At 43.1% G+C, this 15,390-nt stretch carries 14 protein-coding genes; 9 read left to right on the top strand and 5 right to left on the bottom strand.

Going from position 1 to position 15,390, the window contains the following annotated elements:
- Nucleotides 1-12: 12 nt before the first annotated feature.
- From M2132_RS00740 to M2132_RS00720, 5 genes are read right to left on the bottom strand one after another with little or no spacing between them, the layout of a single operon-like run.
- A complete protein-coding gene (locus M2132_RS00740; RefSeq protein WP_280670294.1) occupies nucleotides 13-816 on the bottom strand; it encodes a polysaccharide biosynthesis/export family protein in 804 nt (267 codons plus the stop codon).
- A 5-nt stretch (nucleotides 817-821) separates the two neighbouring features.
- Entirely contained in the window at nucleotides 822-1,382 is a 561-nt protein-coding gene (gene def, locus M2132_RS00735; protein WP_280670293.1) for a peptide deformylase, read from the bottom strand.
- 3 nt (nucleotides 1,383-1,385) lie between these two features.
- Entirely contained in the window at nucleotides 1,386-1,814 is a 429-nt protein-coding gene (ruvX, locus tag M2132_RS00730) for a Holliday junction resolvase RuvX (RefSeq protein WP_280670292.1), read from the bottom strand.
- Nucleotides 1,815-1,839: 25 nt separating this feature from the next.
- On the bottom strand, nucleotides 1,840-2,616 hold the full coding sequence (gene lptB, locus M2132_RS00725) for an LPS export ABC transporter ATP-binding protein (RefSeq protein ID WP_280670290.1): 777 nt from the start codon (nucleotides 2,614-2,616) through the stop codon (nucleotides 1,840-1,842).
- Between the two features lie 10 nt (nucleotides 2,617-2,626).
- Nucleotides 2,627-3,646, bottom strand: coding sequence for a branched-chain amino acid aminotransferase (locus M2132_RS00720; protein ID WP_280670288.1), 1,020 nt, complete (start codon nucleotides 3,644-3,646; stop codon nucleotides 2,627-2,629).
- Nucleotides 3,647-3,857: 211 nt separating this feature from the next.
- Here M2132_RS00720 and dnaG point away from each other — a divergent pair, with 211 nt between their 5' ends.
- The 9 genes from dnaG (at nucleotide 3,858) to M2132_RS00675 (ending at nucleotide 15,360) form a co-directional block, all read left to right on the top strand.
- Nucleotides 3,858-5,840 (top strand): DNA primase, encoded by a 1,983-nt coding sequence (dnaG, locus tag M2132_RS00715; RefSeq protein WP_280670379.1) that lies wholly within the window; start codon nucleotides 3,858-3,860, stop codon nucleotides 5,838-5,840.
- Nucleotides 5,841-5,970: 130 nt separating this feature from the next.
- The gene (locus M2132_RS00710; RefSeq protein ID WP_280670286.1) at nucleotides 5,971-6,891 is read left to right on the top strand and encodes an ABC transporter ATP-binding protein; all 921 of its coding nucleotides are present in this window, start codon (nucleotides 5,971-5,973) and stop codon (nucleotides 6,889-6,891) included.
- Between the two features lie 20 nt (nucleotides 6,892-6,911).
- Nucleotides 6,912-8,231, top strand: coding sequence for an ABC transporter permease (locus M2132_RS00705; RefSeq protein WP_280670284.1), 1,320 nt, complete (start codon nucleotides 6,912-6,914; stop codon nucleotides 8,229-8,231).
- Nucleotides 8,232-8,424: 193 nt separating this feature from the next.
- Nucleotides 8,425-9,393, top strand: coding sequence for a type IX secretion system membrane protein PorP/SprF (locus tag M2132_RS00700; RefSeq protein ID WP_280670281.1), 969 nt, complete (start codon nucleotides 8,425-8,427; stop codon nucleotides 9,391-9,393).
- 67 nt (nucleotides 9,394-9,460) lie between these two features.
- Complete coding sequence (locus tag M2132_RS00695) at nucleotides 9,461-10,888, top strand: SUMF1/EgtB/PvdO family nonheme iron enzyme (protein WP_280670279.1); 1,428 nt, start codon at nucleotides 9,461-9,463, stop codon at nucleotides 10,886-10,888.
- Between the two features lie 40 nt (nucleotides 10,889-10,928).
- The gene (gene gldL / locus M2132_RS00690) at nucleotides 10,929-12,008 is read left to right on the top strand and encodes a gliding motility protein GldL (RefSeq protein ID WP_280670277.1); all 1,080 of its coding nucleotides are present in this window, start codon (nucleotides 10,929-10,931) and stop codon (nucleotides 12,006-12,008) included.
- A gap of 38 nt (nucleotides 12,009-12,046) precedes the next feature.
- On the top strand, nucleotides 12,047-13,621 hold the full coding sequence (gene gldM, locus M2132_RS00685) for a gliding motility protein GldM (RefSeq protein ID WP_280670275.1): 1,575 nt from the start codon (nucleotides 12,047-12,049) through the stop codon (nucleotides 13,619-13,621).
- 66 nt (nucleotides 13,622-13,687) lie between these two features.
- Entirely contained in the window at nucleotides 13,688-14,752 is a 1,065-nt protein-coding gene (gene gldN, locus M2132_RS00680) for a gliding motility protein GldN (protein WP_280670273.1), read from the top strand.
- A gap of 14 nt (nucleotides 14,753-14,766) precedes the next feature.
- On the top strand, nucleotides 14,767-15,360 hold the full coding sequence (locus M2132_RS00675) for a non-canonical purine NTP diphosphatase (protein ID WP_280670271.1): 594 nt from the start codon (nucleotides 14,767-14,769) through the stop codon (nucleotides 15,358-15,360).
- Nucleotides 15,361-15,390: the final 30 nt, after the last annotated feature.

Here is a 15,390-nt window from a genome sequence, read left to right as displayed (position 1 = left end):
TTCATTAAAATTTTAAAATTGATCTGCTACAAATATTGCAAGTGTAGCCGTACCTATTACTGTTGATATCATATTGAGTATGCTACTTACACTTCCAATTTCTCCCCAAAAAGTACGCCCCAGTTTAGGAATATAGATTATATCATTGGGCTGTATATAATAAAACTCAGAATCAAGAACATCTTTCGATCTTAAATCAAAAACTTTTATTTGGGTTCCTTCGGCCGTTTGCCTTATTATTTTGACTTCTTTTCGGTTACCAACTCTGGTTATACTTCCCGAAACAGATAAAGCTTGCAATATGGTATAACGTTGTTTATCCATATTTATACTTTTACAGCCAGCTTCTCCTAATACATAAAAATATGTATTTTGTAAAGTTAAATCGATAGTAACCTGATCTGAAAATCCCCTAAAACGTTCAGCAACTAATTCTCTGGCTTCCAGTAAAGTCAAACCTTCTACTTGAATTTTACCTACATAGGGGATACGGATATTTCCATCCATGCTTACAAGCAAATTATTACTTCCTCCTCCGCCCGACAGTGAGCCTGAAGCTCTTGATGACATTCCTCCAGTGTTCAACTGAACGGTGCTTCCTTGTTTTATATAAACAGAAAACAAGGATTTCATGTCTTCGTTCAGCGTATATATGGTAAGGATTAGCCTGTCTCCAGGAATAATTTTATAATCAGGAGGTGTTTCTATCGGGTAATTTTTAGGTATATCCTGTAATAGCTCTGTGTCTTTTGTTGTGATACAAGAAGAAAGAACTACGGCTACCGATAATAGTAAAAGTAGAAATTTACTCTTCATAAATTTTATTTTTTTTGTACTGCTTTAACTCTGTAATGGCAATTTACTCGCCCTTTTATCAGATTATTTAATTTCGATTTTATTAATTGTTTTCGTATTCCTGATACTTTATCAATGAACATCAATCCATCTATATGGTCATATTCATGTTGGATGCATACGGCAAAGAAGTCGGTATATTCTTCGATATGTTCCACAAAATTTTCGTCCAGATATTTTATTTTTATTTTTGCAGGGCGTTGCACGGTTTCGTTTATTCCGGGCAGGCTTAAACAGCCTTCCGTTGCCGAAACAATCTCACCGGTACGTTCCAGAATCTGAGCATTGATAAATACTTTCTTAAAGTCTTTATATTTAGGCTCGTCTTCGCTCAGGGGTTCGAGGTCTATAACAAACAAGCGGATGCTTAAACCTATCTGGGGTGCTGCCAATCCAACCCCATCGGCGTTATACATCGTCTCAAACATATTATTTATCAGATCCTGTAAGCCGGGATAATCGGGCGATATATCCTCTGCCATTTTCCGAAGAACAGGTTGTCCATATAAATAAATAGGTAATATCATATTTTATTTTTGGTCATTATATTGCTTACTTTCCATGTAGCTTTGTAATAAAATAACGGCACTAATCTCGTCAACTAACGCTTTGTTTGCTCTGTCTTTTTTTTTCAGACCGCCATCAATCATTGCTCTGTGGGCTAACACCGATGTATAGCGTTCGTCATAAAGTTGTATGTTTAGTGTGGGATATAGTTTTGCTAATTTTTTTGTGAAACTTTCAACATTTTTCAGATTTTCTGACGGTTCATTGTTCGATTGCCGAGGCAATCCTACTACAACACAATCTACAGTTTCTTTTTCCATATATTGCTTCAAAAAAGCAAAAAGAGTGTGTGTAGACACGGTTGTCAGGCCGGTTGCTATTATTTGCAGCGTGTCGGTTATGGCTATACCGGTACGCTTTGTACCATAATCAATTGCAAGTAATCTTCCCACAGCCGACAAAGATATAAAAAAACATTTATTTTTGCTTCAAATGTTCGAAAGAGCGTTTTTTTAATTCAAAATCCCGACCCAAATATTTTTCACGGACAATTTCATTCGCGGCAAGGTCTTCGGCCGATCCCTGAAATAGAACTTTCCCTTCGAACAGCAGATAAGCTCTGTCGGTGATACTCAACGTTTCGTCAACATTGTGGTCGGTGATAAGAATACCTATATTTTTGTATTTAAGCTGAGCAACGATTTCCTGTATATCCTGCACGGCAATGGGGTCTACCCCCGCAAAAGGTTCGTCGAGCATTATAAACTTGGGGTCTATTGCCAAGCAACGGGCTATTTCGGCACGCCGACGTTCACCACCCGAAAGTTGGTCTCCCAGGTTTTTGCGCACTTTATGCAAGCCGAACTCAGATATAAGGCTTTCGAGTTTTTCTTTTTGATATTCCTTACTTGTTTTTGTCATTTCAAGAACAGCGCGAATATTGTCTTCGACCGACATTTTCCGAAAAATAGAGGCTTCCTGTGCCAGATAGCCAATGCCATTCTGCGCGCGTTTGTAGACCGGATATCGGGTTATTTCCTGATCGTTCAGAAAAATCCGCCCTTCGTTGGGCATAACAAGGCCCACGGTCATATAAAAAGTAGTTGTTTTGCCGGCGCCATTCGGCCCCAGCAAACCAACTATTTCTCCTTGTTTAACCTCTATTGATACTTGGTTTACAACAGTACGGGACTTGTATTTTTTTACAAGTCCCTCTGTGCGAAGTACCATTTTCGATTGTGTACTATCTTGCATTTATTTCAAGTTACTCAATGATGGTATTCCATCCGTGTACATCGGGCTCGTCGCCATATTGAATGGCACGTAGTCTGTTGTACAATTTTGTAGAAATAGGACCTACGCTTCCGTCTTTCGACAGCACATAAGTTTTGTTTTCTTCAATATCGTCTATTTTGTTTATCGGCATAATCACGGCAGCGGTTCCGCAAGCTCCGGCTTCTTCGAATGTACCTAATTCTTCTTCAGGAATTTGTCTGCGTTCTACTTTCAGCCCCATATCTTCGGCCAATTGCATCAAACTTTTGTTTGTGATTGATGGCAAGATTGAAGACGAAGCCGGTGTGACATATGTATTGTTTTTGATACCGAAGAAGTTGGCAGGGCCGCATTCGTCAATATATTTCTTTTCTTTTGCATCAAGGAAGATCGCAGCCGAATAGCCCATAGCGTGAGCTTTTTCGTTAGGAATCAAACTTGCGGCATAGTTACCCCCAACTTTGATGGTTCCTGTTCCCAGAGGAGCAGCACGGTCGTAACTGCGGAAGATAACCATTGGCGATGTAGCGAAACCACCTTTAAAGTATGGACCTACAGGAGTACAGAATACGATGAATTGATATTCTTTCGCGGCTTTAATACCTACCTGAGCTCCTACTCCTATAAGTAGCGGACGGATGTAAAGAGATGCTCCTGTTTCGTAAGGTGGAACAAATTCTTCGTTTTCTTTTACTACTCTGATGATAGCTTCTTCAAAAAGTTCCACAGGAAGTTCGGCCATGGCTATACCGCGGCAAGAAGAATTCATACGCAAAGCGTTTTCGCGCATACGGAATACACGGATTTTACCGTCTTTCCCTCTAAAAGCTTTCAGCCCTTCGAAGGCTTCTTGTCCGTAGTGCAAACAAGTTGAAGCCATGTGGATATCAACAGTCTCAGAATCGCTAACGGTCAATTCACTCCATTTACCGTCTTTGTAATAGCTTCTTACATTGTAGTCTGTCTTTACATAGCCAAAAGACAGCGTACTCCAATCCATTTTACTCATAGTAGTGTTTTTTATTTAAAAATCAGTGTTTTATATAAATTAGTACGCAAAATTACAATATTAAAATAACATTCGCACCCTTATTATGATATTTTACAGCACTTATTAAATTTACAGACTAATGATAATATTTAACAGTCGGGGCATCGTAAAAGGAGGCTATATTTCTGAGGAATTTCGTACTTTCGTTGTTCAATCGTTTCCGGCCAAGATGATAGACCAACTGACCATAGATCGTATTATGGACGCCGCCCGCATCGAAGATATTGTGGGGCAGTTTGTTACGCTCAAAAAAAAAGGTGTCAACTTGGTAGGACTGTGCCCTTTTCATTCGGACAAAACGCCTTCGTTTTACGTTTCGCCTGCAAAGAATATCTGCAAATGCTTTGCTTGCGGCGAGGGAGGAAGTGCTGTGCATTTTATTATGAAACACGAACAACTTTCGTTTTACGATGCCCTGCGGTTCCTTGCCAAGAAGTACGACATAGAGATACAAGAGCGTGAGTTGACCAACGAACAGAAACAAGCTCAAAACGAACGTGAAAGTCTTTTCATTCTGAACGATTTTGCACGGAATTATTTTGTCACTACCCTTAATCAGCATATGGAGGGTAAAACCGTAGGTTTGAGTTATTTCCGGGAACGTGGGTTCAGGGATGATACGATAAAAAAATTCCAACTGGGGTATAGCCTCGAACAGCGTGATGCTTTTACCCAAGAAGCTTTGCGAAACGGCTTCAAGAAAGAATACCTCGTAAAAACAGGATTAACGATAGAAGGCGATAATTACGTGGCCGACCGTTTTCGTGGGCGTGTTATGTTTCCCGTGCATACCCTATCGGGCAAGGTAGTTGCTTTTGGGGGACGGATACTGAAAAAAGCTGAAAATACGGGTAAGTACGTAAATTCGCCCGAAAGTAGTATCTATCATAAAGGAGACCAGCTATACGGGCTCTACTTTGCCAAGCAAGCCATATCGAAGCACGACAGATGTTTCTTGGTAGAAGGATACACTGATGTTATTTCCATGCATCAGGCGGGAATAGAAAACGTAGTATCTTCGTCGGGAACGGCACTCACACAAGGGCAGATTCGCCTTATACACCGTTTCACGAACAATATCACAGTCATTTACGATGGCGATGCGGCAGGGATAAAAGCCGCCTTGAGGGGTATAGACCTGCTCTTGGAGCAGGGGATGAACATAAAAGTGGTTCTTTTGCCCGATGGCGAAGACCCCGACTCCTTTGCCCGTAAGCAGAATGCAGAGTCGTTCCATCGGTTTATACAGGAAAACGAAGTCGATTTCATCCGCTTCAAAACCCAACTATTGCTCAATGACGCGGGTAACGACCCCATAAAACGGGCAGCCCTGATAACCGACATCGTGAACAGTATATCCATCATCCCCGATAATATTATCCGTTCGGTTTATATTCGCGATTGCAGTCTCTTGCTTGGTGTAGACGAGCGTATTCTGGTGCAGGAAGTCAACAAGAAGCACCTCAATATTTTAGAGAAAGAGTCGCAAAAGCGGTTTGTGGCTCATTTGCCCGAATCTCAACCCTTGCCCCAAGATTTGCCCGCCTCGGCAACGGAGCAAACAAACAAGGAATTGGATAAGTTTGAGCGTGCCATTGTATATTATATAATACGTTTTGGCACAACCCGCCTTCTACAAGGCGAAGAAGCCGAAGGGGTGGAAGACAACCCTACTGTGATACAATACGTGAAGTTCGATTTAGAACGCGACAGCCTGTGGTTTACCAATCCGGTTTATAAAAAAATACTGGACGAAGCTGTTGAGCATATCGCTGACAACGCTTTCAATCCGAGTCGCTATTATTTGGCGCACCCCGAACAACAAATAAGTCGCACGGCTGCCAGCTTGCTCGAAGATAAGTACGAGTTAAGCAAAGTACATATGAAACAATTCGGGAACGATGTGAAACCCGAAGACACTCCCCTTGCCGAACAGAAGCATCTGGCTACGGCCGTTCCACGTGTACTCACCGAACTGAAAAACGCTTATATCGCCTTGCAGATTCGCGATTTGAAGAAGCAGATGATAAACAAACAAAGCGATGGCGATACCGAAGGTGCAATTGCCGTGATGCAACAGATAAAACAGCTTGAGGAGATAAAAAAAATATTGGCTAAGGAGCTTGGCGAACGCATCATTGTGCGATGGTGAGAGTTTCCCTTCCTAAAGACAGAACTTTTTTTTAAAAAATATAAGCCGGTTTTGTGATTATTTTACATAACAGGCGACTTACTTTATTAAAGAAGCGAATCAGATAACTCATTATATTTAATATATACAGATGTTCTATTTAGAAACAAAAGACGTAATTAAACAATATGCCGGGCATCGTGCCCTCGATGGTGTGAGCATACAAGTACCCGAAGGCTGTATATACGGTTTGTTGGGGCCTAACGGAGCCGGAAAAACAACGCTCATCCGCATCATCAACCGCATAACAGCTCCCGATAGCGGGCAAGTGCTGATAAAGGGACAGCCATTTGCCGCCAACGATGTGTATAACATCGGTTATCTGCCCGAAGAACGTGGGTTGTATAAAAAAATGAAGGTTGGCGAGCAGGCTCTTTTTCTTGCGCAGCTAAGAGGATTGAGCAAGGCCGAAGCATGGAAAAGGTTGGACTACTGGTTCAAAAAATTCGACATAGTTTCGTGGAAAGACAAGAAGATTGAAGAACTGTCGAAAGGCATGCAGCAAAAAATACAGTTTATCACCACTGTGATACACGAACCCGATTTGCTGATTCTGGACGAACCCTTCAGCGGTTTCGACCCCGTAAACGCCGAGCTGTTGAAAAACGAAATTCTGGAACTGAAGGCCAAAGGCAAGACCATAATCTTATCGACACACAACATGGAGTCGGTCGAGGAACTTTGCGATAACATTACGCTTATCAACAAGTCGCGCGCTGTATTGCAGGGTAAAGTCGAGGACATCCGCCGCCAGCATCGTGAGCATCAATACAGAATTAAGATAGCCGAAGAAGACTTTAACCTCGAATCGCCCCTGTTTACCATCTTATCCAACAATCGGTACGAGAATTATACAGAGGTGCGCCTCAAAAACGTGAACGAGGTTCCCAATTCGGAAATATTACGCCTTGTTGCCAATCGGTACGAAGTTCTCTTGTTCGAAGAAGAACTGCCCACCATGAACGATATCTTTATTAAAACAGTTACCAATCACGAGCCTAAAGCCCAATAAGCATATATAGTAAACAGAATATGAAAGCATTACCACTTATAATACAACGGGAATACACCACGAGGGTGAAAAAAAAATCGTTTATCCTCTCAACCATTCTGACACCCGTAATCTTTATCGGAATAATAGTAGGCTCTATCTTCATGGCCGGCATAAAGGATTCTGATGTTAAGAGAATTGTAGTTATAGACACCACAGGCAAATACGGACAACATCTCACCAGTGACGATTCGTACAACTATGAACTGGCGCACGAGCAAAGCGAAGACGCCAAATCAAAAATAGGCGACGAGATTTTTGGTGTATTGCAGATAACCGACGATTTGGCTAAGAACCCCAACGGGGCAACTTTCTTTTCGGAAAAGCAACCACCCATGGAGTTAATCTCGGCCATGCAACGTACTTTTGGCGACGAAATAAAGAAAGAAAAACTGGCCGTTTTGGCACAAGAGCAAAATGTAGACCTTGCCACCATACAGTCGGTACAGGAAATAGAAGCTTCGTCCAATAAATTACAGATAAGTACCATCCGCTTCGACCAGAATGGAGAAGAAAAAGAAACTTCGTCGATGGTTGCATCCGTCATCGGGGTTGCCTGTACTATGCTGATGTACATTTTCATTATCTCGTACGGAGCAATGGTGATGCAGGGCGTGATAGAAGAAAAAAGCAATCGTATTGTTGAAGTCATGGTTTCGTCCGTAAAACCTTTCGATTTGATGATGGGCAAAATTTTAGGCATCAGCCTTGTAGGCCTCACCCAGCTTGCTATATGGGGAGTGCTCATTGCCGGATTTTCGACCATCGGCTCTTCATTTTTGATGTCTTCCGCTTCGGTTGATACCGTAAATATGGCTCAGATGGGCAGTATGGATAATATGAACGAGATGGCCGATGCTATGACCATGCTCTCGTCTATCAACTGGGTTGAGATATTGGTTATGTTCTTCCTGTTCTTCATAGGCGGATATCTGATGTATGCGGCATTGTTCGCTATGTTCGGCTCAGCGGTCGATAATGTGCAAGACTCACAACAGTTTGTGATGCCCATAACCCTGATTTTCCTTTTTGCCTTGTATGCAGGCATGTATAGTATAAACAATCCTGATGGGCCACTGGCTTTCTGGTGTTCTATGATTCCGCTCACATCGCCCGTGGTGATGATGGTACGTGTGCCTTTTGGCGTTCCGCTGTGGGAAGAGCTTGTTTCGGTGGGAATTCTTTTTGTTTCCACAATCCTCATTGTGATGCTATCGGCAAAGGTGTATCGTGTGGGTATTCTTATGTATGGAAAGAAACCAAGCCTCAAGGAATTGGCAAAATGGATGAGGTATAAATAAAATTTGTTTTTAAATAGTTTAGTTTCAAAGACTGCTAACCCTATGCTACGAAATCGGGGGTTAGCAGTTTTTTCTGGTTAAATTGCAACTCCAAACACAATATATCTTTTTATTTCAAGTTAAATATTAATAAATTAATGCTAATTTTGCCGCAATGTTGGTGTTTAGAGCAAACTACCGGCAGTTTATTTAGATGAATATTAAACATTTAGTTCTATTTCTGTTGCTTATCATGTGTTTTTCTGAAGCACATGCGCAATGGGATGCCCAAATAAGTCAGTATTGGAGGGTAAAGAACTATTATAACCCTTCGTTTGCGGGCGAAGCCGACAGTCTTGAGGTTATGGGGTTGTATCGCGCGCAATGGATGGGTGTTGAAAATGCTCCGAAAACGTTGATCGGTACAGCACATATGCCTGTCAATTTTTTAAGACATAAACATGGTGTTGGCGTGCAGTTCATGAACGAATCTATCGGGTTGTTCAGCAACACAACTGTTGGCGCCCAATATGCCTATAAGAAAAAAATTAAAAAAGGTAACCTTAATATAGGTGTGCAACTGAGCATGTCAAGTATAACTTTCGATGCCTCCAAGATATATATACCATCGGATAGTAATAACGATGATGACGGAAGTGGTGGTACCACAGGCGACGATGCAATCCCTACATCCGGAGAAGCCTCGTCGGCTTTCGATATAAATCTGGGTATATCGTGGGTTACACCTCAATACTATGTCGGATTATCAACAACGCACGTCTTGGAACCCAGTTTTGATATAGGCGAAACACATTCGGCATTTATCGGCCGTGGATATTTCTTGACGGCGGGATACAATATTAAACTGAGAAACCCGTTATTTGAATTGCAGCCTTCTTTTTTGCTGAAGGCAACCAAGTCGGTCTACCAGGTAGACGTTACGGGCAGGGTTGTTTACAACAAAATGTTTAATGGCGGTATATCTTGGCGAAAGGACGATGGCTTTGTATTTTTACTGGGCTTGAACATAAAAGGCTTCGATATAGGATATGCCTACGACCTCAACACATCGGCCATATCGGCGGTAAGTAAAGGGTCGCACGAGTTTTTTGTCCGCTATAACCTGCCGCTTAATTTAGGTAAAACCGAAAAGAACAGGCATAAGAATGTTAGGGTATTATAAACAGATTGAAAAAGATAATAATAAAAAGAGAGGCTTTGTAAGTGCCTCTCATGTACACGATATGAATATGAAGAACATAATTGTTGCGATTCTGGGAGTTATATTTTTTATGGCTTCCTGTGGCGCTCCTTCGGGAAGCAGTAGCTCGGGTGGCGAACTGATTGGTTCGGGTGGTTCGGGTTGGGCCGAATCATCGCCCTATGGAATGGTTTTGGTTTCGAGAGGAGCTTACGACATGGGTCCGTCGGAGATTGATTCGCTTTGGGGCATTAGCGCGAACTCGAAAGGTGTTTCTGTCGATAACTTTTGGATGGACGATACCGAGATTACCAATTCCGAATATCGTCAGTTTGTTTATTGGGTAAGGGACTCCATTATCCGCGAACGACTTGCCGACCCAAACTATGGCAACGACGAAACATACAAAATAACGGAAGACCGCTACGGCGACCCTGTTACCCCTCACCTAAACTGGCGTAAAGCTATCCCTTGGAAAAAACCGAACGAGGACGAAGAACGCGCCATTTTGAGTATAACGGCCGTAAACCCTATTACCGGAGCGCGAGGCATCGATAACGAGCAAATGAACTTCAAATACGAATGGTTTGACCATACCGAAGCCGCAAAACGCCGCAACAGGCTGAACCCTGCTGAACGTAATCTGAACACGGATATACCGGTCGACTTGAACGAAGTTGTTATGATATCGAAAGATACGGCCTATATAGACGAGAACGGTGTTATTGTGAATCAGACTGTTACCCGTCCGTTAGGCTCTCTGTTCGACTTCCTGCATACACGTATCGTAAACATTTATCCGGATACTACCTGTTGGGTTAATGACTTCAAAAATGCGTACAACGAACCCTATATGCGCCTCTATTTCTCGCATCCGGGATATAACGATTATCCTGTTGTGGGGCTAAGCTGGGAGCAGGCAAATGCTTTCTGCCAATGGCGAACCATGTATTACAGAATGGGGCAGGGCGATAAAGGCCGCGAAATAGAGCCTTACCGTTTGCCTACGGCCGGAGAATGGGAATTTGCCGCCCGTAACGGAAAAACAGAATATAAATATCCTTGGGATGTAGAAGGCACCATGACCGACAAAGGTTGCTTCATGGCCAACTTCAAACCGGGCGAAGGTAACTATACGAAAGACGGCAACCTGATAACATCGCGTGTGGGAACGTATTCGCCAAACGTGTTCGGACTTTATGATATGGCCGGTAACGTTGCCGAATGGACATCTACAACCTATACCGAGTCGGGCGTTCTCTCTATGAATGATGTAAACCCGCAGTATCAGTACAACGCAGCCAAAGAAGATCCGTATGCCATAAAGAAAAAGGTGGTGAAAGGCGGTTCGTGGAAAGATGTGGGCATGTTTATCCGTGCCGACCTCACTGACTCGGAATACCAAAACCAGCCACGCTCGTACATCGGTTTCCGGTGTGTGCGCTCGCAGATAGGTTTTGCAAAAGCAAAAAGATAAATTAAACAAAGACTTTCAAGATTAAAACAAAATAGAGACCATGGGGAAAAAATATAGTAGATATAAAAATTCGCTCGAAACATTTTTGGGTAGCGAAAAAGGGAAACGTTTTTTCAACATCTTCTACAGTATCGGGGCATCGGTAGTTATTGTTGGTGCTTTGTTCAAGATAAACCACTGGCGAGGAGGTACCGAAATCTTGATGATTGGTATGATTGCCGAGGCTGTCATCTTCTTTATATCGGCCTTCGACCTTCCTGCCCGCGAGTATAAGTGGGACAGAATATTCCCCAGATTGAACCGCAAACCAAGCAGTGAGCCGCAAGACGATGCGACCGAAGGAGAAGAAAACGACGACATTTTTGCCGGAGCGACAGTTCAGGGAGGAACAACAAATATAAGCGGTGGCGGCGGTTTTGGCGGTGGTGTTTTTGTGGGCGGTAGCGCGTCGGCGGCATCTTCGGCTTCTAATATTCCCACTTCTTCCGCAGGTGGTGGCGCTGCAACTACAACAGGCGGCGGCCAAGGCGGAACGGTTATTATAGGCGGCGGTGGCGGATTTAGCCCCGCAACAACGGTTGGCGACCCTGTTGAAATGCAGGAGGCGTCCGAAACCTATTCGGAACAGCTGACAAAACTGGCCGAAAGCATGGGCAAATTTGCAGAGGTTACCGAATCGCTGACTAAAGTGTCTGATACACTTCTCAACTCTTTCAAAAGCGTTACCGACAATTCGGATGGTATCGGCCTGAACACACAAGGGTATATCACACAAATGGAAAACCTTAACCGCAACATTGCCGGTTTGAATACTATATACGAAATACAGTTGAAAGGCGTCAGTGGGCAGATACATACTATCGAGGAGGTTAATGCCGGGCTTGAACGTATCAAGCATCTGTATTCGGGCTCGCTTGTAGACAGTTCTATCTTCAAGAACGAAACCGAAAAGATGGCTCGCCAGCTTACCGAACTGAATCAGGTGTATTCACGAATGTTGCACGCTATGACTACCAACATGACTATGAATATGGGCGGTGGCGGATATAATCCATACAATCCGGCTAACCTGAACAATCCCGGCTCGGACAAGATGCCTGAAGCGGACAGCAATAAATAAAAAAAGAGACATTGTAGCTATAATCCAAATATTTATAAATGGCAGCAAATAATCCAAATTCACCAAGACAAAAAATGATAAACCTAATGTACTTAGTGTTTATCGCTATGCTTGCCCTCAACGTATCGTCGGAGGTGCTGGAGGGTTTTGAGTTGGTCGAAGAAGGACTACAACAAACAATAGTTAGTACCGAAAGTCAGAACAAACTGACTATGGACAAGCTAAACGACTCGTACGAACAAAATAAAGTAAAAGCCGAAGTATGGTATAAACATGCGAATGCCTTTACGCAAAAATCCGATTCGCTATACAACATGATTCAAAACATGAAGGAGCAGATAGTGAAGTATGCCGATGGAGAAGAAGGTAACGTACGTAATATCAATAACAAAGAGGGTGTAGATGCGGCGTTTAATGTGATGCTGGGTAAAGATCAGAAGGCTAAAACGCTGAAAACGCTGATAGACCAATATCGTATCGAGGCAGGCAAATTGGTTAGCGATTCTAAACTGAAGGCAGCGATAGATAACCGCCTGAAAACAGAACCTTCCGACAAAGCAAAAGAAAACAACAAGAATTGGGAACAAGCCCTTTTTGACCAGATGCCTACGGCTGCGGCTGTAACTCTGCTCACTAAGATACAAAGCGATGTGCGTGCCGTGCAGGGCGAAGTCCTTGCAGACCTTCTGAATAGCATTGGCGGTGGCGATTTCCGTGTAAACAGTCTTCGTGCCGAAGTTATCCCGAGGTCTATGATTGTGATGCAAGGCGGTAGCTACGAAGGGGAAATTATCTTGGCCGCTGTGGATACAACCAAACAACCAAGAATATATATTGGCGACACAATGCTGCCTGCCGACCGAAAAGGTGCTTTCCAGATTGGAGCAGGTGCAGCCGGTGCTAATAAGAAGTTTACAGGTCGTATAGAATGGGATCGTATAGATAAAGACCCGTTGCGGATACCTTTCGAGGCCACGTACTCGGTTGTAGAGCCAATGGCAACGGTTGCTTCGGTCATGATGAATGTTCTTTATGCCGGAATACCTAACGAATTGAGTATCTCTGTGCCGGGTGTTACTAACGATAAGATATCGGCAGCGGTAACTAGTGGCAATGGCTCGCTCTCTAAAACGGCTAAAGGTTGGGTTGCCCAACCGAGCCAAGTGGGTAAAGACTTCATCGTTTCGGTAACTGCCGAAATGAATGGGCGCCGTATGGAAGTAGCCAAACAGGTATTCAAGGTAAGGGCTTTGCCAAAAGCATCGCCATTCATACAATATACCGATGCGAGTGGTAACCCTAAGAAATACGATGCGTTGGGACGTGAAAAAATATCGAAAGCAGCCATCGTGTCTGCCGGTGGAATAAAAGCCGCTATCGACGATGGATTGATTTACAGGGAGTTCACCGTTCTTAGTTTCACGGTAAGAGTATTCGGAGCAACGGGCGAAGGTAGTATGATGGCTTCTAACAGCGGGAGATTCTCCGAATCGCAACTTGATGCAATCAGGCGTTTAAGCCGGGGTATGACTTTCCTTATAACCGATATTAAGGCAAAAGGCCCGGATGGCATAACGCAAGATTTACCACCAATGGAAATAAAAACCAATTAACGGGATAATAGATATATATACAAAAGAAAAATTCTTTATTCCTGAAGGAATTTAAAATATAGAACAATGAAGCGATATTTAGTAATATTATCAATAGGTTTTTGTAGTTTGATTTTGGCTCAAGGCCTTTCGGCTCAAACAGGCGAAACTGCCCGAGACAGGATTAACCGCCGGCAACAGCAACAACAAAAAAAGTCGAATGCGCAACTCACCATTCGTGCCGAAAATATGAACAAAGACCAAACACAGGACATAGAAGGCGTGGTATGGATGCGCGAGATTTACCGTGTTTTGGACTTAAATAAAGATCAAAACGCGGCTCTTTACTATCCTACTACCCCCCGCGATGGTAAGATGAACCTGTTTTCGCTTATCATGAAGTTGTTTTTGAATAATGATATAACAACTTATGTTTATGATGTGCATAGCGGCTTAGAGGCGTTTGACGATGATAAGAAGCTCGATGTAAAAAAGTTTTTGGAAAGCCATTCTATCATCTATCGTGAAGAAAACGGGCAGATTATTGTAGAAGATTATGATATGTATGCCAATGAAATACAAGGATACAATGTGAAAGAGGTTTGGTTTTTCGATAAAAACAATTCGGTGGTCGATACCAAAATAGTAGCTCTCAGCCCTATTCTGTATGTACAGGACGATTATAGTGCCGACAAGACCGGCTATCCCCTGTTTTGGGTTAAATACGAAGACATTCGTCCTTATGCGGCACGTATGCCTATAATGGTATCGAACCTGAATAATGCGCAAAACCAGACCATCGACGACTATTTCCGTAAACGGTCGTACCAAGGCGATATTTACCGCACAACCAATATGCAAAACCGTCCGCTTGCTACTTCGGGAATGCCCGCCGATTCGTTGAAGAAAGAACAGCAGAAGATAGAGAACCAGTTGATAGAATTCAACAAACGCCTCTGGATGCAGACCGACAGCACAAAGGCTGAAGTAACGAAGGCTGATAAAAAAGACAAAAAGGAGAAAGACGAAGAAAAAGAATCGGATGTGAAAAAACGCGAAAACCGCAAAGTCGATAAGAACAGCTCCAAATCGGGCGGATCGAAACAAAAATCCGCTCCTAAGGCAAGTATGCGTAATCGCCGTAACAGATAGGGAGAGGTGTTTGTATGGATAGTCGTAAAAAGCTGATTTTTGCAACCAACAACCAACATAAGCTCAAAGAGGTGAGGGCTATTCTTGGCAGCGATTTTGAAGTTCTGGGGCTCGAAGGTATAGGTTGTTTTACAGATATTCCCGAAACCGGCAAAACGCTCGAAGAAAACGCCCGTATAAAAGCAAAGTATGTGAAAGATAATTATCATCACGATTGCTTTGCCGACGATACGGGGCTTGAGGTAGAAGCACTTGATAATGCTCCGGGAGTCTATTCGGCCCGTTATGCGGGTGAGGGCAAAGACCCTAAGCAAAACATCGTTAAACTCTTCTCCGAACTACAAGATAAACAGAACCGTAATGCACGTTTCCGCACTGTAATATCGCTGTTTATTGGTGATGAAGAATACCAATTTAACGGGGTTGTGAATGGAACCATAATCTCTGAAGAGAGAGGCGTAGCCGGGTTTGGCTACGATCCTGTTTTTATTCCCGAAGGATATACCCAAACTTTTGCCCAAATGCCAGACAGCCAGAAAAACGCTATCAGTCACCGGGCATTAGCTACACAAAAATTATCCGCTTTTTTGCGTGCGTACAGAAAATAAAAACACTACACTTATCGGGCTTCGATAAGT

Source organism: Dysgonomonas sp. PH5-45 (assembly GCF_029893235.1).
Taxonomy (GTDB): Bacteria; Bacteroidota; Bacteroidia; order Bacteroidales; family Dysgonomonadaceae; genus UBA1309.
The sequence above is the reverse complement of the archived record's forward strand: the minus strand, read 5'-3'. Positions and strand labels throughout refer to the sequence as shown.

What these genes read in the sequence shown, in the direction of transcription:
- M2132_RS00740 (WP_280670294.1), bottom strand. Translation starts at nt 816, where the DNA reads ATGAAGAGTAAATTTCTACTTTTACTATTATCGGTAGCCGTAGTTCTT.
- def (WP_280670293.1), bottom strand. Translation starts at nt 1,382, where the DNA reads ATGATATTACCTATTTATTTATATGGACAACCTGTTCTTCGGAAAATG.
- lptB (WP_280670290.1), bottom strand. Translation starts at nt 2,616, where the DNA reads ATGCAAGATAGTACACAATCGAAAATGGTACTTCGCACAGAGGGACTT.
- M2132_RS00720 (WP_280670288.1), bottom strand. Translation starts at nt 3,646, where the DNA reads ATGAGTAAAATGGATTGGAGTACGCTGTCTTTTGGCTATGTAAAGACA.
- dnaG (WP_280670379.1), top strand. Translation starts at nt 3,858, where the DNA reads ATGATAGACCAACTGACCATAGATCGTATTATGGACGCCGCCCGCATC.
- M2132_RS00710 (WP_280670286.1), top strand. Translation starts at nt 5,971, where the DNA reads ATGTTCTATTTAGAAACAAAAGACGTAATTAAACAATATGCCGGGCAT.
- M2132_RS00705 (WP_280670284.1), top strand. Translation starts at nt 6,912, where the DNA reads ATGAAAGCATTACCACTTATAATACAACGGGAATACACCACGAGGGTG.
- M2132_RS00700 (WP_280670281.1), top strand. Translation starts at nt 8,425, where the DNA reads ATGAATATTAAACATTTAGTTCTATTTCTGTTGCTTATCATGTGTTTT.
- M2132_RS00695 (WP_280670279.1), top strand. Translation starts at nt 9,461, where the DNA reads ATGAAGAACATAATTGTTGCGATTCTGGGAGTTATATTTTTTATGGCT.
- gldL (WP_280670277.1), top strand. Translation starts at nt 10,929, where the DNA reads ATGGGGAAAAAATATAGTAGATATAAAAATTCGCTCGAAACATTTTTG.
- gldM (WP_280670275.1), top strand. Translation starts at nt 12,047, where the DNA reads ATGGCAGCAAATAATCCAAATTCACCAAGACAAAAAATGATAAACCTA.
- gldN (WP_280670273.1), top strand. Translation starts at nt 13,688, where the DNA reads ATGAAGCGATATTTAGTAATATTATCAATAGGTTTTTGTAGTTTGATT.
- M2132_RS00675 (WP_280670271.1), top strand. Translation starts at nt 14,767, where the DNA reads ATGGATAGTCGTAAAAAGCTGATTTTTGCAACCAACAACCAACATAAG.